Raw genomic sequence first — 26,906 nt, 5'->3', positions numbered from 1 at the left:
AGCGGTCGTATTCCTCAACATTGAGATCTCCATAATCGCGCTGGCGTCGGCCGCTTCCGCCGCTTCCCAAGCACCCGGCAGGGCGCCGCGGCAGACACCATCACCGATCACTCGGTCCTACCACATCGGGGGGACGATCGAGGCGCGCCGCTGGCACCCTTCGGTGGATCCGGCCGACTTCGGCCGGGACCCCGCCCCGAACCGCGGGGGCCCCTCCGCCCACGGCCAGAAGTCGATCGGGCGCGACCCTGACACGCTCGCGGGCGTGCCGGAGTCGTCGGTCCCAGAACCGATCACCTTCGGCCCGCTCGCGAACGAGAACGGCCCGGCCGCGCTCCTGCGGGACCCGGGAACGGCGACCGGCGGCCTGGAGACGGTGGCGGCGGTCGTACGTCGGCCGGACGCGATGGTACGTCGCCCGGACGCGGTCATACGTCGTCCGGACGCGGTCGTACTGGACAGGGATGCGCTTGTGCGGAACCGGGATGTGCTCGTGCGGGACCCGGAGAGGGACGCGAGCGGGCCAGAGACGCCCGTAAACGGCCCAGAGAGGGCCGTACGCGACCGCGACGTGGCCAACCCGCCGACGATGTCACAGGATGCCGCACCAGTCGCTCTGCGACCCGACTCGTCGGCCTCACCGGCCGAGGTGTCCACTACCGCGACGCGCCCCCTGTCGTCCGCGCCTCACCCGGCCGCCGTGACCATGCGGAAGCTCCAGGCCGACACCATGCGAAAACCCGGCGCCGCCACCCCGCGGAAGCCGGGCGACGCCACCATACGGAACGCCGCCAAACTCCAGAAAGCCGGCAAGTCGCAGAAGGCCGACGTGGACCTGGCCCGCGTCAAGCCCAGGTACGCGACCGTACACATGTCCCACGCGCTGGCCGCCGACTGGCTGCGTGATGAGGGCCTGCGTACGCATTCGTCGGGACACTGCACGAGCAAGCAGGTGTACCGCTGCACATCTCTGGAGGACGTCCGCACCTCGACCATCTCGCGGGTGATCGGCATCAAGCGCCAGAGCGGCTGCCCCGTCCTGGTCACCGGCGGCACCGAAGCAGGCCACGCTCCGGGCCCGTACAGCCACGGAAACGGCTACAAGCTGGACATCACCCATAACCCATGTATCGACCGATACATCACCAAAAATCACGATAAGTCCGGCATCCGGGGCGACGGGGCCGCCCTCTACCGAGCACCCTCGGGCACGGTCTTCGCCGACGAGGTGGACCACTGGGACATCTTGTTCCGGTGACACGGCCCTGGTGACACGGCTTCGTGATACGCCCAGATGACAGGGCCAGCGGCCCAGACGGCGGCGCGCCGTGCGAACCCGCACGACGCGCCGCCTACCGGGAGCCCCGGAGAAGCGACCAAACCTCACGAGGGGCGACTACAACTCGCGGACGAGCGACTACAGCTCGCTCGCCACCAGCTCGGCGATCTCAGCGGCGTTGAGCGCCGCACCCTTGCGCAGGTTGTCACCACACACGAACAGATCCAGCGTGTTGGGGAAGTCCACCGCCTGCCGGATCCGCCCGACATAGGTCGGGTCGGTGCCCACGACGTCGATCGGCGTCGGGTAGACCCCGTTGGCCGGGTCGTCCATCAGCACCACCGTCGGCGCCGCCTCCAGCACCCGGTGCGCGTCCGCCACCGTGATGTCGCGCTCGAACCGCGCGTGCACCGCCAGCGAATGCGTGGTGATCACCGGCACCCGGACACAGGTCGCGGAGACCTTCAGGTCGGGGATGCCGAGGATCTTGCGCGACTCGTTGCGCAGCTTGAGCTCCTCGGAGGCCCAGCCACCCTCCTTGTACGAGCCCGCCCACGGCACCACGTTGAACGCGATCGGCGCCGGGAACGGCGACTCCTCGGGCAGCTTGTTGCCCAGCACCTTGCGTACGTCGCCCGCCACCTGGCCGATCGACCGGTCACCGGCCAGCGCCTCGACCTCGTCGTACAGCCGCGCGGAACCGGCCACGCCCGCGCCGGAAACGGCCTGGTAGGAGGCGACGACGAGCTCCTTGAGCACGTATTCGGCGTGCAGCGCGCCCATGGCCGCCATCATCGACAGCGTGGTGCAGTTGGGGGTCGAGATGATGTTGCGCGGCCGCAGCCGGGCGTCGAGCGGGTTGACCTCCGGCACGACCAGCGGGACGTCGGGCTCCATGCGGAACGTGCCCGACTTGTCGATCGCGATGGCGCCACGCTCGGCCGCGATCGGCACCCACACGGCCGACACCTCGTCGGGTACGTCGAAGATGGCGATGTCGATGCCGTCGAACACCTCGGGCGCCAGGGCCTGCACGACGACGTCCTCGCCGCGCACCCGGAGCAGCTTGCCGGCCGAACGCGCTGAGGCGACGAGGCGTACCTCGCCCCAGATGTCGGCGCGGGTGGAGACCAGGTCGCGCATGACGGTGCCCACGGCCCCGGTCGCGCCGATCAACGCCAGATTGGGCCTGCTCATCGTCCTGAACCTCCGTACACCACTGCTGAGACCTGGTCCGCGTCGAGATCGAAGGCCCGGTGCGCGGCCGCCACGGCCGTGTCCACACCGTCCTGCCCGACGATCACCGAGATGCGGATCTCCGAGGTGGAGATCATCTCGATGTTGACCCCCGCGTCGGCGAGAGCCGCGAAGAACGTCGCCGTGACGCCCGGATGCGAGCGCATGCCCGCCCCGATCAGCGACACCTTCCCGATCTGGTCGTCGAAGAGCAGCGACTCGTAGGCGATGTCACCCTGGATCTTCTTCAACGCCGTCAGAGCCGTCGAGCTGTCGGTCGTGGGCAGCGTGAAGGAGATGTCGGTGCGGCCCGTGGCCGCGGCCGAGACGTTCTGCACGATCATGTCAATGTTGATCCCGGCGTCCGCCAGAGTTTTGAAGATCGCGGCAGCCTCGCCGACCTTGTCGGGAACCCCGACAACGGTGATCTTGGCCTCGCTCCGGTCGTGCGCGACGCCGGAGATGATCGGCTGCTCCATCTCGGTTCCTTCGCTGTAAGGATCAGAAACGACCCAGGTGCCTTCTTTGGTGCTGAACGAACTGCGTACGTGGATCGGCACATGGAAGCGCCGAGCGTACTCGACGCAGCGCAGGTGCAGGATCTTCGCACCGCAGGCAGCCATCTCCATCATCTCGTCATAGGAGATCTTGGGGATCTGCTGTGCCGCGCCCACGATGCGGGGGTCTGCGGTGAAGATGCCGTCGACGTCGGTGTAGATCTCGCAGACATCCGCGCTCAGCGCGGCGGCCAGCGCCACGGCGGTCGTGTCGGAGCCGCCGCGGCCCAACGTGGTGATGTCCTTGGTGTCCTGCGAGACGCCCTGGAACCCGGCCACGATCGCGATGTGGCCCCGGTCGAGCGCCTCACGGATGCGGCTCGGCGTCACGTCGATGATGCGCGCCTTGCCGTGCGTGGAGTCGGTGATCACACCCGCCTGCGAGCCGGTGAACGAACGGGCCTCGTGCCCCAGGTTGGCGATCGCCATCGCCAACAGGGCCATCGAGATGCGCTCGCCGGAGGTCAGCAGCATGTCGAGCTCGCGGCCCGGAGGCAGCGGCGACACCTGCTCGGCCAGGTCGAGCAGCTCGTCCGTCGTGTCACCCATCGCGGAGACGATCACGACCACGTCGTTGCCGGCTTTTTTCGTCGCTACGATCCGCTGCGCGACCCGCTTGATGCAGGACGCGTCGGCGACGGACGAACCACCGTACTTTTGCACAACGAGCGCCACGAGAGTCTCCCGGTTCGGACTGTGAGCTGCCAGTCTACTGGGGGCCTCTCATGGACCTGATGGTTCATACCACTATGTGGATGATCACGCCGTCGTGGCTTCCTCCGCCACGTCGAGCCGCGAATGGGCGGCGAGTGCCTGAAGTGCCCTCATGGCCGCGCCCGCGTGGTTGCCCCACGTATTGAAATAGGAGTATTGCCACCACCACAGCGCCTCGTGCGGCCGCCCGGCCTGAAAATGCCGCAGCCCGTGGATGAGGTCGGCGGCGACCGCCGTCAGGTCGTCGGAGAGCCGGTATGGGGTGACACCCGTGTCCTTGTACGGGTCGAACACCTCGGCGTAGTCGTCGACCGCCTCCAGCAACTCCGACATCGCGGTGCGTACGCCGTCGATGTCGGGATCCTCACTCAGCGGCGGCTCGTAGTTGCCCGAGAGGATCACATCCTCGTTGGCGCCGAGCTTGGCGCCCGCGAGACTTACCTGCGCCACTTCGACCAGCAGTAGCGACCAGATGGCGTCGCCGCCCTCGCCGCCGGCGACCCTGGTCAGGCCGTCCACATAGTTCTGCGCGTGAGCGGCGATCTCCTCCGCCAGCGCGCTCCACTGGTCAGACATCCAGCAGCCTCCGTCCTTCGAACGCGCGGCCCAAGGTCACCTCGTCGGCGTACTCGAGGTCACCGCCCACAGGCAGACCGCTGGCCAGTCGTGTCACTTTCAGACCCATCGGCTTGACCAGACGGGCAAGGTAGGTAGCCGTCGCCTCCCCCTCGAGATTGGGGTCCGTGGCGAGGATGAGCTCCGTGACCCGGCCGTCGGCCAGGCGCGTCATGAGCTCCCGGATACGCAGATCGTCAGGGCCGACGCCGTCGATCGGGCTGATCGCGCCGCCGAGCACGTGATAGGTCCCGCGGAACTCGCGCGTCTTCTCGATCGCGACGACGTCCTTGGACTCCTCGACCACGCAGATCACATGAGTGTCGCGCCGCTGGTCGCGGCAGATGCGGCACTCCTCCTCGGCGGCCACGTTGCCGCAGACCCGGCAGAACCTGACCTTCTCCTTGACCTCCAGCAGGGCGTGGGCCAGCCGCTTCACGTCGGCCGGGTCGGCCGCCAGCAGGTGGAACGCGATCCGTTGCGCGCTCTTGGGACCGACGCCGGGCAGCATGCCGAGCTCGTCGATCAGGTTCTGGACGACCCCTTCGTACATGGCCTAGAACCCTGGCAACTGTCCGAGACCGCCGCCGCCGAGTCCCTGGGCCAGCGGGCCCAGTTTCTCCTGCTGCAGGTCGGCCGCCGCGCGAACGGCGTCGCGTACGGCGGCGATCACCAGGTCGGCGATCGTGTCGGCCGTGTCCTGAGGGTCGTCGGCGTCTATGACGCTCGGGTTGATCTTCAGCTCGAGCAGCTCTCCCGAGCCGTTGACCACGGCTGTGACCATGCCGCCGCCGGCCGAGCCCTCGATCTGCGCGTCGTTGAGCTCCTGCTGGGCGCTCACAAGCTGCTGCTGCATGAGCTGTGCCTGCTCCAGCAGCTGCTGCAGGTTGACATCCCCTGGGTTCACCGTCGTGCGCTCCTCGTGGCTCCGCGTTCTTGACTGCCACGAGCCTACGGTGTTTGGGCGTCGTCATGTACTGCGGCATCCCCAACGTTTCGCCTTGGCCGGATCCCGGCCCCCCTCCAGTGTCCGAGACCCGGCCAACACGTCGGCCGGAGCGGCCGCACCACGCCGACGCGTTGCCGCACGCTAGCCGCGGCAACGTTGCACACGCGTTGCGATCGTTCAATCACCCCTTGCAATCCCCCCGAACCGGTTGCGGCCGACAAGCGCGAAGCGGATGCTCACCGTAAGGGGTTGACTACTTGGAGTGGCCCATGTGTCACACTCATCCGGAAGCGCACTCTCGCGGGGCGCGCGCGGCGGCGGTTATGGAGGAGGCGGCGTCGGAGGGACCCTACGGGATGGTCACCACAGAGCTGCGCATCGACCCGCAGGACACGAGCCTCGACGTCATGAGCGTCGACCGGGAGAACGCGCACGAGATCGGGAACGCCCACGACCTCCGCGAAGTGCACCCGTTGCAGCCGCTGCTCCCCTTACTCGCCCAGTCACTCGCCCACATAGCCGACGAATCCGCCCACATGATGGTCGTGACGGACGCCGACGGCAGGGTTCTGTGGCGCGACGGCAACCCTGGCGTCCTGCGTGACGGCAACCCTGGCGTCCTGCGCGTCGCCACCGAACCCGACCGAACCGAGTCCTGCACCGACAGACCCCTTAGGCGCATCCTGCACGTACGGTCACGCAGCGCCGCCCCGATCATCGACCCCGACACCGACCGGGTGCTCGGCTGCGTCGACATCAGCGGCACCGCGCGCTCCCCGCACCCGGCCACGGTCGCGCTGGTCTGCGCCACGGCCAAGCTCGCCGAGACCCAGCTCGCCCTGCGCATGCACGAACGCGACGAACGCCTGCGCCGCCGCTACGAGGCACTGGGCGGCCACTCGGGCATCCTGCTCTCCCCGACCGGACGTGTACTCTCCGGAGACCCGCTGGGCACGCTCGGCGAACGGCTCCCGCTGCCCGCCCCCGGCGAGCGCATGATCCTCCGGGACGGCCGTTTCGTCCTCCTCGAACCCTTCTCCGAGGGCTACCTCCTGCGCGCCGCACCCCCTGCGTCCGCCCCAGCGCCCGTCCCCACCCGCCTCCGCCTGCACGGCTTCCTCGGCGAAGGCTCGCCGACCGCCCTGGTGGGCGAGCACCGCCTGCCACTCTCCCTCCGGCACGCCGAGATCCTCGCCCTCCTGGCCCTGCACCCCGGCGGCCTCAACGCCGAACAGCTCTCTTTCCATCTGTACGGCGACGACGGCAATCCGGTGACGATCCGGGTCGAGATCCACCGCCTCCGCGCCGAGCTCGGCGACACGATCGGCGCCCGGCCGTACCGTCTGACCTCACCTATAGAGGCCGACTTCCTGGAACTCCGGGGCCTGCTGGCGAGCTCGGACCCCGCCTCACTGGCCCGCGTCTACGCCGGCCCCCTGCTGCCGCGCTCGGAGTCGCCTGAGATCCGCCGCGAACGGGACGAATTCGAGGTCCAGGTACGTACGTGCCTGCTGCTGCGCGGCTCACCTGATGATTTGTGGGCGTACGCGCAGACCTCCGGCGGACGGGAGGACTTCGAGATCCTGCAGCGCCTCGCGACCACCCTCCCCGCGACTGACCACCGCGCCGCCGCCGCCCAAGCCCGCCTACGCGCCTGAAACCGCCGCCGCCCGACCCCGCCCGACCCCGCCTGAAACCGCCGCCGCCCGAGTTCGCCTACGCGCCTGAGACCTCCGGTTCACCGCATACCCGAGGCGAGGTCTCAGAGTTCGCCGATCACCTGGGCGCCGAGCTCGCTCTGGAGGAGGGCCATGCCGGAGCGCGCGTCCACGTCCGCGTCGGCGTCGTTCAGCGGGTCGACCTCGTCGGCCTCCGGGCCCTTCCGGCGGTTGGGGACGGCCTCGGGCCAGGCGGCGGAGCTTGCCTGCTGCCTGGAGGCGGGGGCCCTGGGACCCGCCTGGGCGGCTGCCTTCGCGGCCGACCTCGCGGCGGCCAGTCCCGTCCCGGGCGAGCCATTGCCCGCGCCCACGCTCGCGGCTTGTCCCGCGCCCTGGGGCCGGACACCGGTAGTCGAGTCGGTGGGGTCCGGAGTGGGTGGAGAGCCGGGACTCGGATCGTCAGGTGCGTCCGGCCAGGACTCGTCCGTCGTCGCGCGGCCACCGTTCTGGGAGGCGTGGTCGGCTGGTCCGGGTGGTTGGCCCGCCTCCTGAGAACCGGAGCCGTCGTCCGACGAGCCAGGCGAATGAGCACGGCCGTGCCCTGACTGAGCACCGCTCTGCGGGGCTGTCGCAGACCCCGGCTGGTCGTACCGGGAAACGCCCGACTGCGACGGATCCGCTTGCGAACCCGCGTGCGAGCCTTGGTGCGGTCCTGTGTGGGAGCCCGGCTGCGGACCCGTGTGCGGACCGGACTGAGGCCCCGGCCGCGGTCCCCCAGAGCCCTGGGGGACCGGGGAGTTGCCCACGACCGCCTCAACCCGCCAGGTGCCGCCGAACACATCGCCCAGCGCGCCGGCCACCACGGCATCCTTGCCGCCACCTGTGAAGTTCTTCATCGCGCCGACCTGACCGAAGCCGAGCGTGAGCAGATTGCCCTCGATGCCCACCACCTGGGCATTGGTGCTCACATTGGCCCAGACGACGATGCTGCGCCGCTTGAGCGCGGCCAACACGGCGGGCCACTGCTGCTGGACCGCCCCAGCACCACCACCAACTGGAGCCGCACCCTGGTGGGACGCCGCCCCCTGCCCCTGGGACGCCTGCCCATGAGGCGCTTGCCCGTGGGACGCCTGGCCTTGGGCCGACGGGCCCTGAGGCGGGGCCGCGTGCGACGACGGCCCCTGGGCACTGGCGCCGGGCGCCGACGCTACCTGGGATCCGGCAGTTGACTGTGCGGGCCGACCGGGGCGAGCCGGCTCCGGCCAGTCGTCGGCATTGCCCACCTGGGAACCTGGGCCCGCAAACACACCACCTACCGCCGGACGGTCGGCCTGCGCGCCCCCATCAACATGAGCGCCGTCCCCAGCCTGCGGAACACCACCCGCGTACGAGGCACCACCCGCATGCGCGGGCCCACCACCCTGCGCGGGACCACTCGCGTAAGTAGCACCACCTGCATGCGCCGGACCACTGGCCTGCACAGCACCACCGCCAGGCGCGGCACCACCAGCAGTAGATGCTGCCCGGGCGGCCATCTGGGCGACGGCGCCGCCGCGTTCGAGGCGTTCGAGGCGGGCGAGCAGGGCGTCCTCACCCTGCGACGCGCCGGGCAGCAGAACGCGAGCGCACATCAACTCAAGCAGAAGCCGCGGCGAGGTCGCGCCGCGCATCTCGGTGAGGCCGGCGTTGAAGATCTCGGCGGCCCGCGTGAGCTCGGCCGGCCCCATGGAGCCGGCCTGCTGGACGAGGCGCTCCAGCTCGTCGGCCGGACGATCGAGCAGGCCGCTGCTGGCGGCCTCGGGGACGTTCGCCAGGATCACCAGGTCGCGGAAGCGTTCGAGCAGGTCGGAGGCGAATCGGCGCGGATCGTGGCCGCCCTCGATGACCCGGTTGACGGTGTGGAAGACCTGCGCCCCGTCACGGGAGGCGAACGCCTGGACGACCTCGTCGAGCAGGTCACCATCGGTGTAGCCGAGCAGCGAGACGGCCTTGGCGTAGGTGATGCCGTCGTCCTCGGCCCCGGCGAGCAACTGGTCGAGGATGGACAGCGAGTCACGCGCGGACCCGGCTCCAGCGCGTACGACGAGCGGCAGGGCGGTCGGCTCGAACGGAACGTTCTCCGCGACCAGAATCTCTTCGAGCAGCGCGCGCAGCGTCGCCGGCGGCATCAGCCGGAAGGGATAGTGGTGGGTCCGCGACTTGATGGTCCCGATGACCTTTTCCGGCTCGGTGGTCGCGAAAATGAACTTCAGGTGCGGCGGAGGCTCCTCGACGAGCTTGAGCAGCGCGTTGAAACCCTCGCGGGTCACCATGTGCGCCTCGTCGATGATGTAGATCTTGTAGCGCGCGGAGACGGGCGCGAAGAAGGCCCGCTCGCGCAGGTCACGCGCGTCGTCCACGCCACCGTGTGAGGCGGCGTCGATCTCGATGACGTCGAGGTGACCCGGACCGGTGGGGGCGAGCGCGACACACGACTCGCAGACGCCGCACGGGTCGGGGGTGGGGCCCTTCTCACAGTTGAGCGAACGCGCCAGGATGCGGGCGCTGGAGGTCTTGCCGCAGCCGCGCGGCCCGCTGAAGAGGTAGGCGTGGTTGATACGGCCCGTGCGCAGCGCCTGTCGGAGCGGATCTGTGACGTGCTCCTGACCCTTGACCTCGGCGAAGGTCCCAGGTCGGTACCTGCGATAAAGCGCAAGGCTCATGCGACCATCCCGCCTGCGAGGGGGCTCTCAACGAAGAGACCCCCCGCACACCCGCCAGAGCCCGCTTATCCTTGCTGCCTTCCGGCCCTGGGGAGGTTCACAGGATGACGCCGCGCGAGGGGTCCTTGGACAGTCTAGCCACATCCGGCAGTGCTCGCTGCAGCCAAGTCGTGGTCTCGCCGGACGTAAATCATGGTCTTGTCACGTACGGGAGTCCGGTAAGCTACTCGGCGGAGGATTCGCCTAGTGGCCGAGGGCGCACGCTTGGAAAGCGTGTATAGGGCAACCTATCAGGGGTTCAAATCCCCTATCCTCCGCGTCTGGTTGAGGCAGTAAACGCGAAGGGGCCGACCCCATCCAAGTCGGCCCCTTTCGCTGTTCCGGGCCTCAGTTGGCTTCTGCGGAGGACTTGTCCCCCTCCCAGAGCAGGCCGTCAACCTGCTTTTCCACCGTGTTCCGGATGCCGTCGGTCACGTGCTGGTACCAGCGTGCCATGCCGCTACTGGACCACCCCATGATGGCCATCACGGTTCGCTCGGGGACTCCCAGGATCAGCAGGACGGTCGCGGCGGTGTGCCGGGCGTCGTGGAGCCGACCGTCCTTCAGCCCGGCAGATGCCAGGAAGTCCTTTCCACTCGTGGTAGTCGGTGTATGTGCTGACGGGCGACCGCCGTTTTGTCGGCGATTGCTGCGATCATGCCGCTCACGCAATCAAGGACGGAGCGACCATGACAGAGGCACCCGAAGGACACCCCTGCTTCCCCGGCTACGAGACATTAGGTGAGATCTACTGCGTGTCCTTCGTCCGCGATCTCTCCCCAGAGGAAGCCCTCCGCCGGTTCGGCGTAGACGAGGAGACCATGGAAGAGGTGGCATTCGATGAACTGGGCCATCGCTCGGTGGAGAGCATGAGGGACGACGCGGCCGGTTACATCGGCGCCGCCCGAGTCGGCGACTGGACTGTGGTCATCGAACCGGGGGGATGGAAGATCGCAGTCGACGACACGATCTACGCCCAGGTCTCACGGGGAACCGAGGTCGTGTCGGTCTGCCGCCACGACTACGCCGAGGACACCTTCGCCTACATCGTCGACGGCACGCCGGTCGTCCGGTTCGACCCCATGTACCCAGAAGAGCGATCGGGCAGTGACCCAGACCGCTTCGTCACAAAGATGCACGAGGTCGGGCTGGATCCCAACCACGACATCGATGGACGGAGGATCGACCACCCGATGGAACGTTCGTTCGCCTTGGCGAGCAGCATCACCGGCCTCTCCTTTTCTACGAACCTGCGGAGCCTGCGGTTCCTCGGCGCGGAACCCCTTGGGGGGTTGAGCGGCAGCTCGATGCAGAACCGGAGCGGCGCTTCGCAAACGCTTTCCAGCGTGCTACGCGCGCAAGGTCTGCTGTAACGCTGGGGCTTCGTCAAGCTTCTGAGCCAGATTTCTGCTCGAACTCGGCCTTGCGTCGAGCGAAGTAGGCCGGCCAGTCGGTGCGCGCGGCGATGACGTCGTCGATGGACAGTTTGATCACTGCGCAGAAGCCGACGGAGCAGGCGCGCAGCATGGAAGCGTCGATCAGGGAAATCCCCAGGATCTGATCGCCATCGTTGAAGATGCAGAGTACGGGGTCCGCCTTCAGCAAGGTCCGCGGTCGCGTGTCCGCCCTCACCCATGGCGCCCCGCCCCCGGCCCGCCGCCGCACGCGGCCGGGGACCACAGGACGACGCCCGGACAGCAGGAGTGCTAAGCGCGGGCACCTGGACATTGGGAGAACCGCGCGACTCACGGCTGATGAGCGCATTGGCGGCCCGCCGAGCTGATCGCCGGAAAATGGTTGTACGGGATCACGTTCGGGTTGATAGCGTGCGGGAACCGTGACAGGCCCCAAGGAGGTGAGACCCATGAACGCTGTATCGATGTGGGTGCTCCCCCTCGTCATCACGGTCGGGCGATTGACATAGGTGTCGCCGGGAGTGCCGCGAAAAGGCAATCCCGAAAGGCAACAACCTATGAACAGCTTCACTTCAGACACGGGCGAGCATCCCGTAGCGGTCGCGCGGGTCGCGGAGCGGCAATGGCACGCCGTGGCGGACGACCGAGTGGTCGGCCGCGGCGACACTTCGCGCAGGCCCGACGGACGGATCTTCGTCAGCATCGACGCGTGGCACGGCGCAGTCTTCGACCAACTCGCCGAAGCCATGCTGGCCGACCTGCCGAAGCCCCTGTACACGCTGGTCGACGAAACCGACCTCGACTTGACGTCCCACTGGGAACAAGCCGGCTTCACGACCGGACGCCGCGAGTGGGAGTACCTCGTACCCACCGACCCGCAGGTCACGGGACTCGGCTCAGCCCCACCGCCGTCGGACGTGACGATCGTGGGCCTCGGCGAGGCGCAGGAGGGCCCTCTGCGCGAGCTGGACCGCGTGATCCGCGACGAGGTCGAAGCCACCGTCGGATGGCAGGAGATGCCGGCTGAGGTATTGCCTCTCCCCGAGGGAGTTACCGTGCTGGACCCGTCGAAGTACGCGGTGGCCGCGCAATCGGATGGATATGTGGGGCTGCTCCGCGTGGCGCCGGTCATCCGGCAGCCACGGATCGGGCTGATCGCGGTCCGGTCCGACCAGCACCGCCGCGGTATAGCCCGGGCGCTGCTCGCCCATGTGCTGGGCTCGCTGCACAGCCGCGGGATCGAAACGGCATCGGCCGAGGTGAACGAATCCAACGAGGCGGCCATGGCGCTCTTCGAGGGCATCGGCGCCCGGCGTGTGAGCAGCAACCTGGAGCTGGTACTCCGCTGACGCCCCACCCATCGCCGGGCGAGACGGCCGGGTCACGGCCGCCGCCCGCCGAGGCGCCCCGATCACGGTTGCGGCAACAGAATCCGTTTCCGCACCCACCTCACAGCCACTCCGGAGAAATCATGGCAAGAAAAGCAGGCGGCATCGAAGTGGAGGGCACTGTCATCGAGTGCCTACGCAACGCCACCTTCAAGGTAGAGCTCGAGAACGGCCACAAGGTGCTGGCGCACATCAGCGGGAAGATACGGAAGAACTACATCAAGATCTTGCCGTACGACCGGGTGCTCGTGGAGCTCAGCCCCTACGACCTCACCCGCGGCCGAATCCTCTACCGATACAGGTAACGGCGGGCGGGACGCGCCAATACAGGAAAAGAAGTCTTGGGCTAAATCGGAAAAGTGCTCGACCAAGAACCGAGCCGACGACTCGGCTCGGTTCTTGGTCGGCATCTCGGCCAGATGAGCACGCCAGCTTCACACGGCCCCGCCGATCGCGCTACGTGCGGATAAACAGCTGAAACACTCGGGAGACCGCCCAGCTTTACAGCCAGATCTTGCGTCGGGGCAGCCTCATTTTCTGTCTCAGTTCACTCCCGTCCAGGACTGTTCACCAGGGGTGGGGCGGGAGCCTGCGCCGCAGCTAGAGCCCCCGGTGAACGGCGGCGAACGAAGGTCTGCAGACTTGAAAAGCAGGTAAAGGCAACCTTTCAAAGGGTGCAAAACCCCCATCCTCCGCCGGCTCAGAGGAGTCACGCCGAGGTCGATGGCACGGCCCTCTCGCTCTGGGTCTCAGTAGCCCGCTTTGGGCGCTTGCACTTCCCAGATGAGGCCGCCCACCTTCTTGGCGACTGTCCGCCGGGCAGTCAACTGGAGCCGCTTCGGCGATTACACTCCGCGGTGGCTTCGGTTAGGTTGTCAAGGCGGATGCCGCGTCAGGTGACGGGCTTGCCGTCGATGCGGCGGCCTATGGAGCCGACCGTCACGCCGTGCGGCTTGAGTGCTGCGAAGAGCTGTTCGGAGGCCCATCCGGTGTAGACGTCGGGACGCAACTCGGTCAGGCGGGAGCACAGCGTCTCGTTCCTGCACCACTCTCCCAAGCCGGGCCAGGGCCTTTTGCCCTGAGAGTCGGTATAGGGAATAGCAATGCCAACAAAGAAGGCCCGCTTACGTCTCATTTTGACTAAGCGGCAACGCGATACTAAGGCTGCTCTTTAGCCACGCGCCGCTTAGATACCAGGTGAGTGCGCAGCGATGGCCGCCAATTAATTTCTGCGTCTGTGGGGCTCATGGAGAGCCGGGCTCAGGAGCATGGCCGCTAGTCACTTACGTGTAGCCCATCCTACTAGGTGATCACCTAAGAAGTCGCCGAGAGGCCGCCCATACGATCCGCTGGTAAGGCGGCGTCCGAGCCACACCTCTTATCTCTGACGCGCGCCCGCGCGAATACCAGGTGAGCCCGCAAGCCGCAAGCGATGCCAGCCGATTCACCCCCGCGTGCATGGGGAGCACAGGGGCATGAAGATGACGAACACCCCTTAGCTGGATCTGTCCCCACGTGCGGCGGGGGCACCTCGCCTTGCCCCCTCCCCCAGAGTCTTGGGCTTGGAACCACTCTCACGTGCATGGGGAGCATACGCTCTGGGCCCAGGAGGACCAACCACTGGACCAACCCGCCCATGGGCGCCCTCCACCAGACGAAGACACAACCAGCCGCAGTGCTCCGCATCACTAACCCAGCGGGAGCACCTCCATCCGAGCCACACCTCTTATCTCTGACGCGCGCCCGCGCGAATACCAGGTGAGCCCGCAAGGCGCAAGCGATGCCAGCCGATTCATCCCCGCGTGCGCGGGGAGCATGTGGTCCGGAACCAGGAGCGCCAACCGCTGGATCGACCTCCCTGCACCCCCTCCGCTAGACCAACACACAGCCAGCCGCAAGATGATTAAGGCCATAACCCCTCTAGCAATCGTGCGACGCAAAGACGCGTCGACTAGTGCCATTGACGCAAGGCGCGTCGCACACCATCACCCAATCGCATTTCCACAACCACGGATAATGCACAGTCATGCAGAGCATTGTTGGGTCGAATTATCAACATTGATCACATCGAAGTCGAGGTGAAGACCACTGCGATCACCGACCAAGCCGAACATCGCTCTAAAAGCGAATCGCATGAATGCATAAAAAATTCAGATCGTGAAACAGATTCACTTATAGCGCCAAAGCACTCCGAAACGGACAGTATAGCCAAAGGCGACCAAATGCCGAACAGTCGACAAGCGTCGAGCCTGACCTTCCTGGAATCAAGACGCACGACCACGACGGGTGATCCCGTCCATCCAACACACCACGCCAGCCCTCTCACCTCCAACAGCGAGAGCTTCGAGTGTGATATAGGCGCGCGCGCGGGCATGCCCGCTGGCGCGCACGCACAGGTACCCCTGTGCGGCTCTGTAGTCAAGCCTCAGGGCCGATGGGGCTCATCCGGCCTACTGGACGCACTCGCATGAAGTTCTCCGCTTAGGCGTGATTTGGGGGCCGTGGAGGCTGTAGTCTGACCTCTATCGCGATCCGTTCATGGTCGCGACATGACGGCGAAGCTGTCCGGAAACGGAAACAGCCCCCCCGCTGGTACCGGGGGGGCCGTCATTCCACTGGTTCGTATGCCCTCGAGGAGGCCACACGTGTACGTGAGTGTACGCGAAATCAGACACGAAGACCAGGTCGGCAGGTGGGAGGGCGCGGTTCAGCGCCTAGGTTCTGCGCCTGCTCCGCAACCGACGGCACAGCTTCTGGGAAGCCCCGCCGCGCTCGTGTTCGTCGGGATTCTCTTGCTCACGCTTGTCGCGGGGGTGATCCTGCCTGCGGTCTGGTCCCGGGATTCCGAACGCCGCTCGGCCGCGTTCAAGGTGATGGATCGCATATTTAGGTTCATACGCCGCCGCTCCCGATGACCCTCCCTAGTAAAGAGGTAAGACGCCTGATCACTATGCACCATCTAGACTCACGGCAGCAGCAAACCATGGCCTACCGACGATCCTGATTCGGGTCTCAGTACACCTCCATGCAGAGGCGTTCGAGCAGGTTCGCAGGACGTCTTAATACCTGCTCGGACACCCCTACAGACCTTGCCGTACAAATGTCCACAGGCTTGGAAAGTATGCACGGGCAACCTTTTCATGGTTCAGATCCCTCATCCTCCACCAGTTCATAAGGTTCATAAGGGGTGTGCCATGATCACGGCACACCCCTTATGGCTTTTCAGTCTCAGATGGCCTCTTCGGAGGGATCTTCACCCTTCTCGCCGGGCTCCCAGAGCAGGCAGTCCACCTGCTCGTGACCGGGTTAAGGCGGCCCTGAGCGGGAGTCTTGTTGCTGGTCTGATGAGATCACTGACGCTTGCGGTGCCGGGGCAGGCCGAAGCATCGGGTCAGAGCCGCGAGCAGCCCTCCGGCGTCGGGATCACCGGAGGTCGCCCAGGCCACATGTCCGTCTGAGCGGATCATCGCGCAGGTGACCTGTGGGTTCTCCGTCTCGGCACGCACGATGTCGATTCTGTCCCGCCAGCCCTCCGCCACGCTCGCCCACGGGCCGTCGACCAGCATCAGCAAGACCCCTCTGGGGGGACGCAGCAGACGCAGTGTGTCGCTCCGCGCTCCTCCGGACAAGATCCGCAGCGTTCTGTACGGCATCCGCCGCCCGGCAAGTGCGTGGCCGCACTGCCCCATGTCGTACCTGATCCCGATCCCGCTCACCTCTTCGGCCAACCGCCGGTTGACCCGCTCAACGGCCAGCAGTTCCGCCAACATCGCGCGTAGCGCGTCGATCTCCGGCCCGCCCAGCATGAGGGCGAACTGCGCCTTGGAAGCTTCCCAGGAAAACCTAGCAAAAGGGTCTCAATTTACCTTGTCCGGCCGTGTTCACGGGGTGCGACCAAACCGCTGAGGGGCCACGGTGATTCCGGACAGCCGTCTTATCGTCGTTGAGCCGGCGCACAAAAGCCCTGCGCCGTAGCCTGTCGATAGAAAGACTCTCTGGAGAGGCGGCAGGGTCTGTGACTGATACCACCACGCTGGGCGCGCGTCTCCGCGCCGTACGACGCGACCGTGGCCTGACTCAGGAAGAACTCGCCGACCGGGCCGGCCTGTCCCGGGATCTGATCGCCAAGCTGGAGCAGGGACAACGGCACTCCGCCCGGCTCACCTCACTCATACTCCTGGCCAACGCCCTCGACGTCGAGTTGTCGAAGCTGGTCGGCAGACGCGACCAACTTGGCGCTGACCGCGATGGCGGAGGCGTCCTGGCCCTCCGGGACGCACTGCTCATGCCGTCGCTTCTCCCCGGCCTTGACGACGGTCTGGACGGCGAACCCACATCTCTGCCCGACGTCGAACGTGCAGCTAGACATGCGTGCCGGTCGTACTGGAGCGGAGACTTCCCCGCTCTGGTCGCCACCCTGCCTGGCCTTCTCGCCGAAGCCCGCCTCACGCGCGCCGCACAAGGGAACGCCGCCGTCTACCCGCTGGCCATGGCCTATGATCTGGCAGCGGCCGTGATGATCCACCTTGGCCGCGAAGACCTGGCCGCCATTGGCGCCGAACGTGCCATCACCACCGCGTACGGCGGCGATGACGAACTACTGTGGGCAGGTTTGCACGCCACTTACGTGTGGGTTCTCCTCCATCAGGCCCGTCTCATCGAGGCCGAGCACCTTGCCACCGCCATGGCCGAACGCATCGAGCCGGCCTTTTCCGCGCCGGCTCAGCACGTGGCCGTATGGGGCAGGCTCCTCATCAGCGCCATCGCCCCCGCAGCTGCGGCCGGGCGGGACATCTCCGAATACGCGGCTCTGGCCGCTGCCGGGGCCGGACGGTTGCGGGGCACGGTGGCGATCCACAACGGCCGCTTCGGTCCAGCGATGGTCGCTGAGCAGGAGACGCATGGCCATACCGTGCTCCGCCAGCCCAATCTGGCGTTGCAGGCCGCCAGAAGAATTCGGCCGGGCGACCTGCAGGGCATCGCGTACGGCCGTCACCTGATCGACGTGGCACAGGCCCACCTGGACGCGCGGCACCGCGTAGCGGCCACTGAACGGCTGCTTGAGGCCCGTGAGCAGTCGCAGGTGTGGTTCCGCCACCAAGCCATCGCAAGGGACCTGGTCGAAACCATCCGCGACGAGGAGACACGCCCGTCACCTGCCGTGCGGTCGCTGGCCCGCACTCTCGATCTGAGCTAGGACACGACGTCCTCATAGGCCGAGAAGAGTAGGTTCGGTAGGACAGCACGTCCATGGAACCCTGTTTCCGCAGCTCATAGCGTTTTCCACATGGATCCATCAGGTACGCCTGAGCAGGCGATGGCCCAGGTTGCGGACCTGGACATCGGCGCGGCGATCACCCGCGCCGCGACCGCCGCACACACGGCTGCGGAGCGAGAACGACAAGCCCTCCAGCAACTCGCCGAACTCCACACCGCCTACCCCGAATGGGACATCAACCGTCGCCGTGACTACACCGGCGAATGGTGGGTGGCCGAACTGCTGTGCACGGTCACGGAGCAGATGGCGCTGCTCGGTGTGATCAGAGTGGTTCGCCAGCGAGATGGTGCAGCGCTCGCGATGGCCCTGTCCGGCCAGAGGGCGCTTATGCAGCGCAGCCGAGCATGAGTGGAACACAGCACTGCGGCGAGTGCGGCAAAACGGTCATCCGCGTCCATCTGCTAGGTCGCAGCATCCGCATCGACCTCGATCCGGAGCCGGTGATCGCAGGCGAGTACACGTTCTGGGATCCCACCTACGGCCAGCAACTCTGGCGGGCCAAGCCCAGACCCGCCACAGTCTCCCCGCCCTTTGGGGGCTCACGCCAGGAGACGGAAGAGTGGGACGGTCGAAAGGCTGCCGACGATCGCCGATGGTTCGTGCAGCACGTGTGCGGGCTGACGGCAGCCCAGGTCGTGGAGGAACGGCGCCGTAGGAAGGGCGCATAGAACGCCCTCCGCTTGGCACCTGGAGAGTTCTCGCAGAAAGTGTTCCTGGTGTCCGGCGCGCTCACGAGTCTCTGGAGAGGCTTTAGCAGCGATAGCGGCGCATGGAGGCCCTGCGGCCAGGTCGGGGCGGTGGTCTCGAAGGTGGCCTGGCCTTCGTCGATGCCGAACTGGTAGACGGCCAGCACATGATCGGTGTGGGCAGCATGCATGGACTCGATGAGTGGCCCGTGGGCCATCCCGTCCAGGTTTGTGGTGACGCTCACTTGGTCGCTGTGTCTGCGGGAGCGGAGGTGAGGTCAGCGATCAGCGCGCGTACGCGGGCCTCGATCGCGTCCCGGATCGGACGTACGGCTTCGACGCCCCGCCCGGCCGGGTCGTCCAGCGCCCAGTCCTCGTACCGTTTGCCGGGAAAGATCGGGCAGGCGTCGCCGCACCCCATGGTGATCACGACGTCACTGGCCTGGACGGCATCGACTGTGAGCACCTTGGGGATCTCGGCGGAGATGTCGATGCCACGCTCTGCCATCGCCGCCACCACGGCCGGGTTCACCTCGTCGGCGGGCGTGGAACCAGCCGAACGCACGCGTACCCGGTCGCCGGCCAGGTGGGTCAGGAAGGCGGCGGCCATCTGGGAGCGGCCGGCGTTGTGCACGCACACGAACAACACCTGCGGCAACACGTCGGGCACGGGTCTCTCCTATCGAGGCTGATCGGCAGCGGCCTTGTAGGTGGAACCAGAAACAGGCTGCCGGCTGTTCGGGTAGAGCAGGACAAGCAGCAGGCCGCCCAGCGCGGCGCCGGCCAGCTGGGCGGCGATGAAGCCGGGTACGGAAGCGGGGGCGATCCCGGCGAAGGTGTCGGTGAACGCTCGCCCCAGGGTGACTGCGGGGTTGGCGAAGCTCGTACTGCTGGTGAACCAGTAGGCGGCGCCGATGTAGCCGCCGACCGCGACCGGTGCCAGCGCGGCGCGGCCTTGCCGGGTCAGGGCGAAGATGACCACGATGAGCCCGGCGGTGGCCACCACCTCACCCAGCAGCAGGTGAGGCGCCGACCGGTCATGAGCCGAGATCTGAACGGCCGGGAGCCCGAACATGGTGTTCGCCAGGACGGCCCCGGCGATGGCGCCGGCGACTTGGGCGGGAACGTAGGCCGTCACCTCACGGCCGCGTACTGCCGGGGCAGCGTCGCGTCGCGTGAGGACCCAGGCCGCCACAGAGACGACCGGATTGAAGTGCGCGCCGGACACGGGTCCGAGGATCACGATGAGCACGGCCAGGCCCGCCGCCGTGGCCAGACTGTTGGCCAGCAGTCGCACGCCGACGTCACGCGACAGATCAGCCGCCATGATGCCGGAGCCGACCACCACCGCCACCAGGGCGGCGGTGCCGGCGAACTCGGCCAGCGCCCGGCGCCAGGTTCACCGCGCGTCCGCGACAAGCGTCTCGGGCAGGGCCAGTACGCCGGTCAGACGCTTGAGCGTGGCCGGGACGATCCAGTAGTAGACCCAGGTGCCGCGCCGCTCGCTGTCGATCAGACCGGCCTCGCGCAGCACCTTGAGATGGTGCGAGATCGTCGGCGCGGTGACCGTGAAGGCCTCCGTCAGCTCGCACACGCACACTCCGCCGCCGACCTGGCGCCCACTTTCGCGGGCACCGATCAGGGACAGCAGCCGCAACCGGATCGGATCGCCGAGCGCCTTGAACACGCGGGCCGTCTCGGCGGCCTCGTCTTCGGTGATCGGCTCGGCGATCAGTGGTGTGCAGCACTCGGAGGCGAGCACCGGCAGCTCCTGCTTCGACATATCTCTAATTTGACAGATCTCTAATCAGGAGCGCAAACTCGAGACTGCTTAGACATCCGTCGAAACAACGATCGGAGATCGTCATGTCTCGCGTCCAGCTCGCCCTCCGCGTCGCCGACCTGGAGAGCTCGATCACCTTCTACTCCAAGCTGTTCGGCACCGAACCGGCCAAGCTCCGTCCCGGCTACGCCAACTTCGCCATCGCCGAGCCGCCGCTCAAGCTGGTGCTGATCGAAGGCGAGGCGGGAGAGGCGACCCGCATGGACCACCTCGGCGTCGAGGTCGAGGACACCGCCCAGGTCGACGCCGCCACCCGGCGGCTCAAGGACGCCGGACTGGCCACCTTCGAGGAGAACGACACTTCCTGCTGCTACGCCCTCCAGGACAAGGTGTGGGTGCACGGCCCGGGGGCCGAGCCATGGGAGGTGTACGTGGTCAAGGGCGACGCCGACACCCTGACCAAGGAACCCGAATCAGCCTGCTGCTCCCCAGCCACCACATCGGGCGACGAACCGGTCACCGCCTCGGCGAACTGCTGCTGAGCGCGATCGATCTCGCTGTGGTCTGTGGGCGACTGGGCCAGGCGATGTCGTCAACCGCCAGAAACGGCTCATCCGCCACGGTCGCGGGGGTCACTCCCGTGAACGCCACAACATCCCGATGCAGGTGGGACTGGTCCGTATAGCCGGCGTCGGCCGCGACTCGGGCCGCGCCCTCACCCGCGACCAGCCGATGGGCGGCATGGTCGAACCGGACCAGCTTCACGGCGCGCTTGGGCGGCAGGCCGAGCTGCGAGCGGAACCGGGACCAAAGGCGCTTACGGCTCCAACCGACCTCGGCCGCCAGCCCGTCGACCCGGACCAGGCCGCGGCCGCCGACGATCCGGTCCCAGGCCCAGGCCACCTCCGGGTCCACCGGCGGCGACCCCGTCTCGTAACGGCGGGCCAGCAGCGCGTCCATCAACGCGAAGCGATCCTCCCACGACGAGACATCGCCCAGTCGCTCCCGGATCCGTGACGCCTCCCGGCCCCACAGGTCGTCGAGGGCCACCACGACGCCGTCGAGTTCGGCGGGGGAAGCGCCCAGGATCGCGCCGGCGATCACCGGGGACAGGCGCACCTGTACGCACTCGACGTTCTCCCCCCGCGCCCAGACCGCGCCCCCGGACCCGATCCCGGGCCCGGCGACGACGCTTCCCAGCTGCTGCCGCCCGGCGGCGTCGTTCAGGATGGGCGAACCGGCGCCGAAGTCCAGCAGCAGCGTCACGGCCGGGTGCGGGACCATCCGAAGCGCGTCCAGGTCACGGACCCGGAACCCGGCCATGGTGACACCGGCCACCCGGCTGGGCCGCCGCGGGGATGCGACCTCCCACACAGCCGCACCGTGGACGAATGTCCGCACCGTCCCATGCTACGCACGCCAGGGAGAGGAACATTTGTCCAATCCGCCGGCGGTTACCGGCGGCGACAGTGGCCTTATGACCATTTCTGACGGCATGAAGGGCCACGCCGAGACAGTGTCCCTGAACGACGACGATATCTACGTGTGCCAGGACGGGCCCGACGACGCCCCCGTGCTCCTGCTCATCCACGGATCCGCGTCCTCGACCCGCTCATGGGACACGCTGGTTCCGCTGCTGACCACGTCCCATCGCGTCATCCGCATCGACCTGCTCGGCCACGGCCGGTCAGGCAAACCGGCCGACCGCAGCTACGCGACCCCGGAGCAGGGACGCCGGGTGGGCGCGGCACTGGACCGGCTCGGCGTCGAGCACGCCACCGTCGTCGGCCATTCCAGCGGCGGCGCGGTCGCCACCGCCCTCACCGAACAGCGGCCCGACCTGGTGACCGCTCTCGCGCTCATCAACACCGGGCCCAGCCTGGGCGCCTTCATCGCCTCGGAGTCCGCCGCGATCGCGCCCTCGCAGTGGCCGCCGACCGACAAGCAACTCCGCCAGTTCGCGAGCACCGGTTTCAGCCGCGCGGGCTACCAGATCCCCCAAGAGCTCCTGAACGAGGTACGCGCGATGACGTACCACACGCTCACCGCGACGATGCAGGGCATCCGCGAGTACCTGGAGCAGCGGGCGCTCCCGGAGCGGCTGGCGCCCCTCGGCAAGCCGCTGCTGGTGATCTTCGGCGAGGACGACCGGAGATGGCGATCCTCATCCGCCGCCGACTACCGCGCCGTTCCGGGCGCGACGGTCGAGTTGCTGCCCGGACTCGGGCACTCACCCATGCTCGAGGATCCGCCGCGAACCGCCGCACTCCTCCTGGCGTTCGCCGCGCGAGCCAGCTGATCACTGTCCCCATTTGGGCAACCAGACCTCGGTGTCGGGTACGTCCACTCGCCTGGAGTCGAGGTAGTCGCGGAGTTCGACGAGCGCGGGATGCGGGTTGTCGTCGCGCCAGATCAGTGACATCGGGTAGAGCGGCGCCGGGTCACGTACCGGTATGCGCCGCAGGTCGTAGCTGTCCGGCCACAGATACCGCGAGCCTTCGCCGACAAGGGTCGCCAGTTCGGAGGAGTCCGCGATCTCGGCCAGCAGCGCCTCGATTCCGAAGCTGGGCCCGACCATGTCGATCGTGAGACCGAACGCGGCGGCGAGTTCGTCGTAGTAGCCGGCCCATTCGGTTTCCGGGGCCATGCCGGGCATCCAGATTCGGTGCCCGGCAAGTTGCGCGGGCGTGACAGCGTGAGCTTTGGCGAGCGCGTGGCGGGGTCCGACGAGTAGTTGGTGCGGCTCGTCGATCACTCGGGCGGTCTTGATCAGGCCTTGCAGATGTCGCGCGGGAACCGTGACGGCGTGGAACGTGGCGTCGATCGTCCCAGCCTCGACAGCGGCTATCGCGGCCTCGACGTCGCCCTTCAAGGTCACGACATCAAGCTCGATCTCGGGATGCGTACGGTAGAAGTCCTGCAGCAGCACCCCGGCCGCGACCCGCCGGTTGACGACGTCGACGCGTAGCGCACGCCGACCAGGACGTACGGACGCGTCGGCCCGCTCCTCCACCCGGAGGAGTTCACGGGCGTGGGGCAGGAATGCCTGGCCATCGACAGTGAGCTGGGCTCCGCGCGCCGTACGGGTGAACAAGCGCACACCGAGGTCTTTCTCCAGCGTGGCGACGCGCTTGGAGACGGCCTGCTGGGTGATCGACAGCTCTGCGGCCGCTTCCTGGAACTGGCCTGCGTCCGCGACGGCGACGAAGGTGCGTACGGCGTTGAGATCCACGCACGACACGCTACTCCCACAACAAATGGTTGTGACTTGCCACCAGTCCCGTTGTTTGATCCGCCTTCTCGGCCTTGCTTTGATCGGAGCGGTCAGCGGCAAGTTGTTCGGAGCGGGGAGATGCGGAGCTTGGTGGCCAGACGATCCTTGGGCCGGCGGTTCGGCTGGCTGTGGGCGGCGTACGCGGTCAGCGCCTACGGCTCCGGCTTGGGATTCGGGGCATTACCCCTGATAGCCGTGCTGGTATTGCATGCCGGTCCCGCTCAGGTGTCCGCGCTCTCGGCTGTGGGGCCGGCGGTGGGTGCGCTGATCGCGTTGCCGCTCGGACCGTGGGTGGAGTTTCGGCGCAAGCGGCCGATCATGATCGCGATGGACCTGGCCCGGTTCGCGGCCATGATGACGATCCCGGTCGCCTACGCTTTCAACCGGCTCAGTTTCGTACAGCTGCTGGTTGTTTCGACGGTGACAGCCGCAGCCAAGATCGCCTTCAACGCGGCCAGCGGTTCCTACCTCAGAGCCCTCGTACGGCCGGATGATCTGCTCGTGGCCAACGCGCGGTTCGAGTCGACGACGTGGAGCTCGATCGCGGTCGGGCCGCCGCTGGGCGGGGCGGCGATCGGCCTGTTCGGGCCGGTGACCACCGTGGTGGCCGATGCGCTCAGCTACCTGCTGTCCGCACTGGGGATCAGCGCCATTCGCGGCCGAGAAGAACCCCCGCGACGCACGGACAGGAGCCGGGCCCGGGCCGGCGAGCTGCTCGACGGCTTTCGGCACATCCTGACCCACCCCGGCCTGCGGGCGTTCTATCTCAACCACCTGCTCGTCAGCGGACTGATCATGGCCACCGAGCCGCTACTGGCCGTGCTCCTGCTCCGTGAGCTCGGGTTCTCCCCCTGGGAGTACGCCCTCGCCTTCGCCGCCCCCTGCGTCGGCGGACTCATCGGCTCACGCCTTGCCCGCCGCGTCGTGGCGCGGTACGGCCAACACCGGATCCTCCGTACGATCGGCACGCTGCGCGCGGTCTGGCTGATCGGCCTGGCCTTCGTCCGTCCCGGCGTCGCCGGCCTCGCGATCGTGATGGCGGTCGAGCTCGCCATCATCATCAGCATGAGCCTGTACAACCCGGTACTCGCCACCTACCGGCTCGAACACACTCCCCCAGACCGCACCGCCCGCACCCTGTCGGCCTGGTCGATCAGCAGCAGCGGCGCCATCGCCATCTTGAGCGCGCTCGGCGGCCTGCTCGCCGACGCCACCAGCCCGCGTACGGCCATCACGATCGCGGGGTTGCTCATCCTCGCCGGCCCACTGCTGCTGCCCCACCGCCAGGGCCCTGAACTTGTCCGCGACCTTGAGCGGGCGAACGCGCGGCCATCGGGCGGCTGAAATTTCCGATCCACGAATGCGTAAACCCGGTATCACCGACGGAAAATTTTCTGAACGCGACAACCGGCTGGCAGCCTTACCCGATCCATAAATCAAAACCCGACTTGGGGCGCGTCCGAATTATTTGAACAGCGCAGCTGCGGCGGCGCGAACAGCGGACATAACACCAGGTGAGCACGCTGATACGCACCATCAATGGTCCGATAATAACGACACGTCATGGCACGGGACGCGAATGCACCTGTCCTTCTACAGATCGTCATCCATGTCTGTAAGTGTTGCGTTTCCTTCGGACGAGACGGATCATTTCGATCATGGGTTGTGTCGCCGCCCAGGGGGGTGAGTCCCACACCGTTTCGTGCTCAGGAAGGACGATTCATGATCCGTCGCGCACTGGTCGCAGCAGCCCTGGCCACCACTGCCCTCGTCGCCCTCCCCGCCGGCTCCGCGCAGGCCTCAGCCTGCCCGGAAAACTACCTCTGCATCACCACCTACTACTCCGACGCCACCCACTCCACCCAGATCGGACTGAGAGAGGAACTCTGCGACGGCACCCTGTACGTCTGGGGTGTGCGCAGCAACTACTCGGACTACTATCGGGGCCCCTGCTGAGCGGAACGGGAAACGCCGGGCAGTTCGTTTCCATTGATCCCGCCGAGACTCCGCCTTCGTGCTGACGAAGGATCGTTCATGATCTGTCGCGCCTCATCGCCCTAGCCTGGCCACCGCCGCCCTCGTCGCCCTCCCGACCGGTCCCGTGCAGGCCAGGGCGTCGCGGACCTATGAGCCGTTTCCCGGCAACTCTGCCGGGTCCCATCCGCTTTCCCGCATTCAGGAAGGACGATTCATGATCCGTCGCGTACTCGGCATTGCCACCTTGGCCGCCGCCGCCCTCGCTGTCATACCGACCACCGCACAAGCCGGCACGCTGGGTTTCCGCTGCCCGGCCGGCTACGAGTGCAACACGGCGTACTACTCCGACGCCGCGCACACCAACGTGGTCGGAGCCAAGACGGAATTCTGTGACGGTGAGGTCTCGAGCTGGGGCACCATCAGCCGCTACAGCGAATGGACCTCGAGCCCCTGCAACTGAGCGAAGACCTCCGGCGGGGGCGCGCACCGGCGGCCCCGCCGGATTTCCGTCCCGGCGAAGAGACGCCGGCACCAGCCCGCGTTGTGAGCTCGCTCACAATGTGTCACAGCCAAGCAGGGCATGCCGTCTTAGAGGGCATGACAAACGCGGAACAGACCTCGGTATTGATCACTGGTGCCAACAAGGGACTCGGCCTCGAGGCGGCCCGGCGGCTCGGCGAGCAGGGTTGGACAATCTTTCTCGGCTCGCGTGATGAAGGCCGCGGGCGGGCAGCCGCCGACAAGCTCATCGGCGGTGGCGCGAACGTCGTCATGGTCCCCCTGGACGTGACCTCGGACGAGTCGGTCACCGCCGCCGTACGGCTCGTCCGGGAGCACACCGATCGGCTGGATGTGCTGATCAACAACGCCGGCGCGCCAGGAAGGGCCATCGCGCCGGCCGACGCGACGGTCGACGAGATTCACTCCGTCTACGACACCAACGTGTACGGCCCGATCAGGGTCACGCAGGCGTTCCTGCCCTTGCTGCGGGCGGCCGATCATCCGCGGGTGGTGATGGTCTCCAGTGCTGTCGGTTCCTTCGCGGTCCAGACCGACCCGGAGCAGCCCTCCTCGAAGTTCCACGAGCTCGCCTACAGCTCGTCGAAAGCGGCGCTGAACATGATCACCGTCCGGTACGCCCAAGCCCTCCCAGAGATCAAGTTCAACATGGCCACTCCCGGAGAAGTCATCAATCGCACATTCGCCGCCACCGACATGAACCATCACACCGGGCAGCTGACGGTCACCGAGGGCACCGACTCGATCGTGAGACTCGCGACGATCGACGCCGACGGGCCGACCGGGATCTTCGTCGATCGCCTCGGCCCCATCGCCTGGTGATCGCCGCGCAACTGT

General features: G+C 67.2%; 29 protein-coding genes, 1 tRNA gene and 1 other RNA gene. 15 read left to right on the top strand and 16 right to left on the bottom strand.

The features are described 5' to 3' along the window. Window positions 1–163 precede the first annotated feature (163 nt). Window positions 164–1,258 carry a hypothetical protein gene (locus ACIBO2_RS19740; protein ID WP_397298257.1) on the top strand — a complete coding sequence of 365 codons (1,095 nt, stop codon included), beginning with the start codon at window positions 164–166 and terminating at the stop codon, window positions 1,256–1,258. 159 nt (window positions 1,259–1,417) lie between these two features. On the opposite strand, the gene ACIBO2_RS19735 is transcribed toward ACIBO2_RS19740, so the two are convergent. From ACIBO2_RS19735 to ACIBO2_RS19715, 5 genes are all read right to left on the bottom strand, one after another. Further along, on the bottom strand, window positions 1,418–2,476 hold the full coding sequence (locus ACIBO2_RS19735) for an aspartate-semialdehyde dehydrogenase (protein WP_357937863.1): 1,059 nt from the start codon (window positions 2,474–2,476) through the stop codon (window positions 1,418–1,420). Then, the gene (locus ACIBO2_RS19730) at window positions 2,473–3,747 is read right to left on the bottom strand and encodes an aspartate kinase (protein WP_357937866.1); all 1,275 of its coding nucleotides are present in this window, start codon (window positions 3,745–3,747) and stop codon (window positions 2,473–2,475) included. Before ACIBO2_RS19730 ends, ACIBO2_RS19735 begins: the two co-directional genes overlap by 4 nt. An 84-nt stretch (window positions 3,748–3,831) precedes the next feature. After that, window positions 3,832–4,362, bottom strand: a complete 531-nt coding sequence (locus tag ACIBO2_RS19725; protein WP_397298254.1) for a DUF5063 domain-containing protein — start codon at window positions 4,360–4,362, stop codon at window positions 3,832–3,834. After that, window positions 4,355–4,954: a recombination mediator RecR gene (recR, locus tag ACIBO2_RS19720; protein WP_225302238.1), complete on the bottom strand. Its 600-nt coding sequence runs from the start codon at window positions 4,952–4,954 to the stop codon at window positions 4,355–4,357. The genes ACIBO2_RS19725 and recR overlap by 8 nt, the downstream gene beginning before the upstream one ends. Before the next feature lie 3 nt (window positions 4,955–4,957). Beyond that, the gene (locus tag ACIBO2_RS19715) at window positions 4,958–5,308 is read right to left on the bottom strand and encodes a YbaB/EbfC family nucleoid-associated protein (RefSeq protein ID WP_225302239.1); all 351 of its coding nucleotides are present in this window, start codon (window positions 5,306–5,308) and stop codon (window positions 4,958–4,960) included. A gap of 398 nt (window positions 5,309–5,706) precedes the next feature. Between ACIBO2_RS19715 and ACIBO2_RS19710 the strand changes: the two genes are divergently transcribed. Continuing rightward, window positions 5,707–7,008, top strand: coding sequence for a helix-turn-helix domain-containing protein (locus ACIBO2_RS19710; RefSeq protein WP_358534487.1), 1,302 nt, complete (start codon window positions 5,707–5,709; stop codon window positions 7,006–7,008). Between the two features lie 104 nt (window positions 7,009–7,112). Here ACIBO2_RS19710 and ACIBO2_RS19705 read toward each other — a convergent pair whose 3' ends face one another. Then, window positions 7,113–9,710: a DNA polymerase III subunit gamma and tau gene (locus ACIBO2_RS19705; RefSeq protein WP_397298251.1), complete on the bottom strand. Its 2,598-nt coding sequence runs from the start codon at window positions 9,708–9,710 to the stop codon at window positions 7,113–7,115. A 31-nt stretch (window positions 9,711–9,741) separates the two neighbouring features. Continuing rightward, window positions 9,742–9,837: signal recognition particle sRNA small type (ffs, locus tag ACIBO2_RS19700), an RNA gene on the bottom strand. A 105-nt stretch (window positions 9,838–9,942) separates the two neighbouring features. Between ffs and ACIBO2_RS19695 the strand changes: the two genes are divergently transcribed. Continuing rightward, window positions 9,943–10,027: transfer RNA gene (locus ACIBO2_RS19695), tRNA-Ser, on the top strand. A 70-nt stretch (window positions 10,028–10,097) separates the two neighbouring features. Here ACIBO2_RS19695 and ACIBO2_RS19690 read toward each other — a convergent pair. After that, window positions 10,098–10,421 (bottom strand): tyrosine-type recombinase/integrase, encoded by a 324-nt coding sequence (locus ACIBO2_RS19690; protein WP_397298249.1) that lies wholly within the window; start codon window positions 10,419–10,421, stop codon window positions 10,098–10,100. 17 nt (window positions 10,422–10,438) lie between these two features. Here ACIBO2_RS19690 and ACIBO2_RS19685 point away from each other — a divergent pair, with 17 nt between their 5' ends. After that, window positions 10,439–11,122, top strand: a complete 684-nt coding sequence (locus ACIBO2_RS19685) for a DUF6461 domain-containing protein (RefSeq protein ID WP_397298247.1) — start codon at window positions 10,439–10,441, stop codon at window positions 11,120–11,122. 13 nt (window positions 11,123–11,135) lie between these two features. On the opposite strand, the gene ACIBO2_RS19680 is transcribed toward ACIBO2_RS19685, so the two are convergent. Then, a complete protein-coding gene (locus ACIBO2_RS19680) occupies window positions 11,136–11,354 on the bottom strand; it encodes a hypothetical protein (RefSeq protein WP_397298245.1) in 219 nt (72 codons plus the stop codon). A 367-nt stretch (window positions 11,355–11,721) separates the two neighbouring features. Between ACIBO2_RS19680 and ACIBO2_RS19675 the strand changes: the two genes are divergently transcribed. Both ACIBO2_RS19675 and infA read left to right on the top strand, forming a co-directional pair. Next, a complete protein-coding gene (locus tag ACIBO2_RS19675) occupies window positions 11,722–12,513 on the top strand; it encodes a GNAT family N-acetyltransferase (RefSeq protein WP_397298243.1) in 792 nt (263 codons plus the stop codon). Window positions 12,514–12,635: 122 nt separating this feature from the next. Beyond that, on the top strand, window positions 12,636–12,857 hold the full coding sequence (gene infA, locus ACIBO2_RS19670; RefSeq protein ID WP_397298241.1) for a translation initiation factor IF-1: 222 nt from the start codon (window positions 12,636–12,638) through the stop codon (window positions 12,855–12,857). Window positions 12,858–13,444: 587 nt separating this feature from the next. Here infA and ACIBO2_RS19665 read toward each other — a convergent pair. After that, window positions 13,445–13,609, bottom strand: a complete 165-nt coding sequence (locus tag ACIBO2_RS19665; protein WP_397298239.1) for a hypothetical protein — start codon at window positions 13,607–13,609, stop codon at window positions 13,445–13,447. Between the two features lie 2,293 nt (window positions 13,610–15,902). Continuing rightward, complete coding sequence (locus ACIBO2_RS19660; protein ID WP_397298237.1) at window positions 15,903–16,358, bottom strand: hypothetical protein; 456 nt, start codon at window positions 16,356–16,358, stop codon at window positions 15,903–15,905. A 137-nt stretch (window positions 16,359–16,495) separates the two neighbouring features. Between ACIBO2_RS19660 and ACIBO2_RS19655 the strand changes: the two genes are divergently transcribed. From ACIBO2_RS19655 to ACIBO2_RS19645, 3 genes are all read left to right on the top strand, one after another. Next, a complete protein-coding gene (locus tag ACIBO2_RS19655; RefSeq protein ID WP_397298235.1) occupies window positions 16,496–17,749 on the top strand; it encodes a helix-turn-helix domain-containing protein in 1,254 nt (417 codons plus the stop codon). Between the two features lie 90 nt (window positions 17,750–17,839). Further along, window positions 17,840–18,178 (top strand): hypothetical protein, encoded by a 339-nt coding sequence (locus ACIBO2_RS19650; RefSeq protein WP_397298233.1) that lies wholly within the window; start codon window positions 17,840–17,842, stop codon window positions 18,176–18,178. Further along, window positions 18,175–18,498 carry a hypothetical protein gene (locus tag ACIBO2_RS19645; protein ID WP_397298231.1) on the top strand — a complete coding sequence of 108 codons (324 nt, stop codon included), beginning with the start codon at window positions 18,175–18,177 and terminating at the stop codon, window positions 18,496–18,498. The genes ACIBO2_RS19650 and ACIBO2_RS19645 overlap by 4 nt, the downstream gene beginning before the upstream one ends. Window positions 18,499–18,757: 259 nt before the next feature. Here the strand turns inward: ACIBO2_RS19645 and ACIBO2_RS19640 are convergent, their stop codons facing one another. The 3 genes from ACIBO2_RS19640 to ACIBO2_RS19630 are packed head-to-tail and all read right to left on the bottom strand — an operon-like array spanning window position 18,758 to window position 20,299. Then, the gene (locus tag ACIBO2_RS19640) at window positions 18,758–19,186 is read right to left on the bottom strand and encodes an arsenate reductase ArsC (RefSeq protein ID WP_397298229.1); all 429 of its coding nucleotides are present in this window, start codon (window positions 19,184–19,186) and stop codon (window positions 18,758–18,760) included. 9 nt (window positions 19,187–19,195) lie between these two features. Beyond that, window positions 19,196–19,900, bottom strand: a complete 705-nt coding sequence (locus ACIBO2_RS19635; RefSeq protein WP_397298586.1) for an aquaporin — start codon at window positions 19,898–19,900, stop codon at window positions 19,196–19,198. 15 nt (window positions 19,901–19,915) lie between these two features. Next, window positions 19,916–20,299, bottom strand: coding sequence for a metalloregulator ArsR/SmtB family transcription factor (locus ACIBO2_RS19630; protein ID WP_358534477.1), 384 nt, complete (start codon window positions 20,297–20,299; stop codon window positions 19,916–19,918). Window positions 20,300–20,382: 83 nt separating this feature from the next. Here ACIBO2_RS19630 and ACIBO2_RS19625 point away from each other — a divergent pair, with 83 nt between their 5' ends. After that, window positions 20,383–20,841, top strand: a complete 459-nt coding sequence (locus ACIBO2_RS19625; protein WP_358534475.1) for an ArsI/CadI family heavy metal resistance metalloenzyme — start codon at window positions 20,383–20,385, stop codon at window positions 20,839–20,841. Here ACIBO2_RS19625 and ACIBO2_RS19620 read toward each other — a convergent pair. Next, on the bottom strand, window positions 20,816–21,700 hold the full coding sequence (locus tag ACIBO2_RS19620) for a helix-turn-helix domain-containing protein (RefSeq protein ID WP_358534473.1): 885 nt from the start codon (window positions 21,698–21,700) through the stop codon (window positions 20,816–20,818). The two genes, ACIBO2_RS19625 and ACIBO2_RS19620, sit on opposite strands and share 26 nt — an antisense overlap. 76 nt (window positions 21,701–21,776) lie before the next feature. Here ACIBO2_RS19620 and ACIBO2_RS19615 point away from each other — a divergent pair, with 76 nt between their 5' ends. Further along, the gene (locus ACIBO2_RS19615) at window positions 21,777–22,598 is read left to right on the top strand and encodes an alpha/beta hydrolase (protein ID WP_358534471.1); all 822 of its coding nucleotides are present in this window, start codon (window positions 21,777–21,779) and stop codon (window positions 22,596–22,598) included. On the opposite strand, the gene ACIBO2_RS19610 is transcribed toward ACIBO2_RS19615, so the two are convergent. Beyond that, window positions 22,599–23,531, bottom strand: a complete 933-nt coding sequence (locus ACIBO2_RS19610) for a LysR family transcriptional regulator (protein ID WP_358534469.1) — start codon at window positions 23,529–23,531, stop codon at window positions 22,599–22,601. It abuts the gene before it with no gap. Between the two features lie 132 nt (window positions 23,532–23,663). Here ACIBO2_RS19610 and ACIBO2_RS19605 point away from each other — a divergent pair, with 132 nt between their 5' ends. The 4 genes from ACIBO2_RS19605 to ACIBO2_RS19590 all read left to right on the top strand — a co-directional run bounded on the left by ACIBO2_RS19605 (window position 23,664) and on the right by ACIBO2_RS19590 (window position 26,891). Then, window positions 23,664–24,917, top strand: a complete 1,254-nt coding sequence (locus ACIBO2_RS19605; RefSeq protein ID WP_358534467.1) for an MFS transporter — start codon at window positions 23,664–23,666, stop codon at window positions 24,915–24,917. Window positions 24,918–25,295: 378 nt separating this feature from the next. After that, on the top strand, window positions 25,296–25,529 hold the full coding sequence (locus ACIBO2_RS19600; protein ID WP_358534465.1) for a DUF6289 family protein: 234 nt from the start codon (window positions 25,296–25,298) through the stop codon (window positions 25,527–25,529). A 235-nt stretch (window positions 25,530–25,764) separates the two neighbouring features. Then, window positions 25,765–26,010, top strand: a complete 246-nt coding sequence (locus ACIBO2_RS19595) for a DUF6289 family protein (RefSeq protein WP_358534463.1) — start codon at window positions 25,765–25,767, stop codon at window positions 26,008–26,010. 137 nt (window positions 26,011–26,147) lie between these two features. Beyond that, window positions 26,148–26,891 (top strand): SDR family oxidoreductase, encoded by a 744-nt coding sequence (locus tag ACIBO2_RS19590; RefSeq protein WP_358534461.1) that lies wholly within the window; start codon window positions 26,148–26,150, stop codon window positions 26,889–26,891. Window positions 26,892–26,906 lie beyond the last annotated feature (15 nt).

It is taken from the genome of Nonomuraea sp. NPDC050022, from assembly GCF_044460705.1.
In the GTDB taxonomy this organism is placed as follows: Bacteria; Actinomycetota; Actinomycetes; order Streptosporangiales; family Streptosporangiaceae; genus Nonomuraea.
The sequence above is the reverse complement of the archived record's forward strand: the minus strand, read 5'-3'. Positions and strand labels throughout refer to the sequence as shown.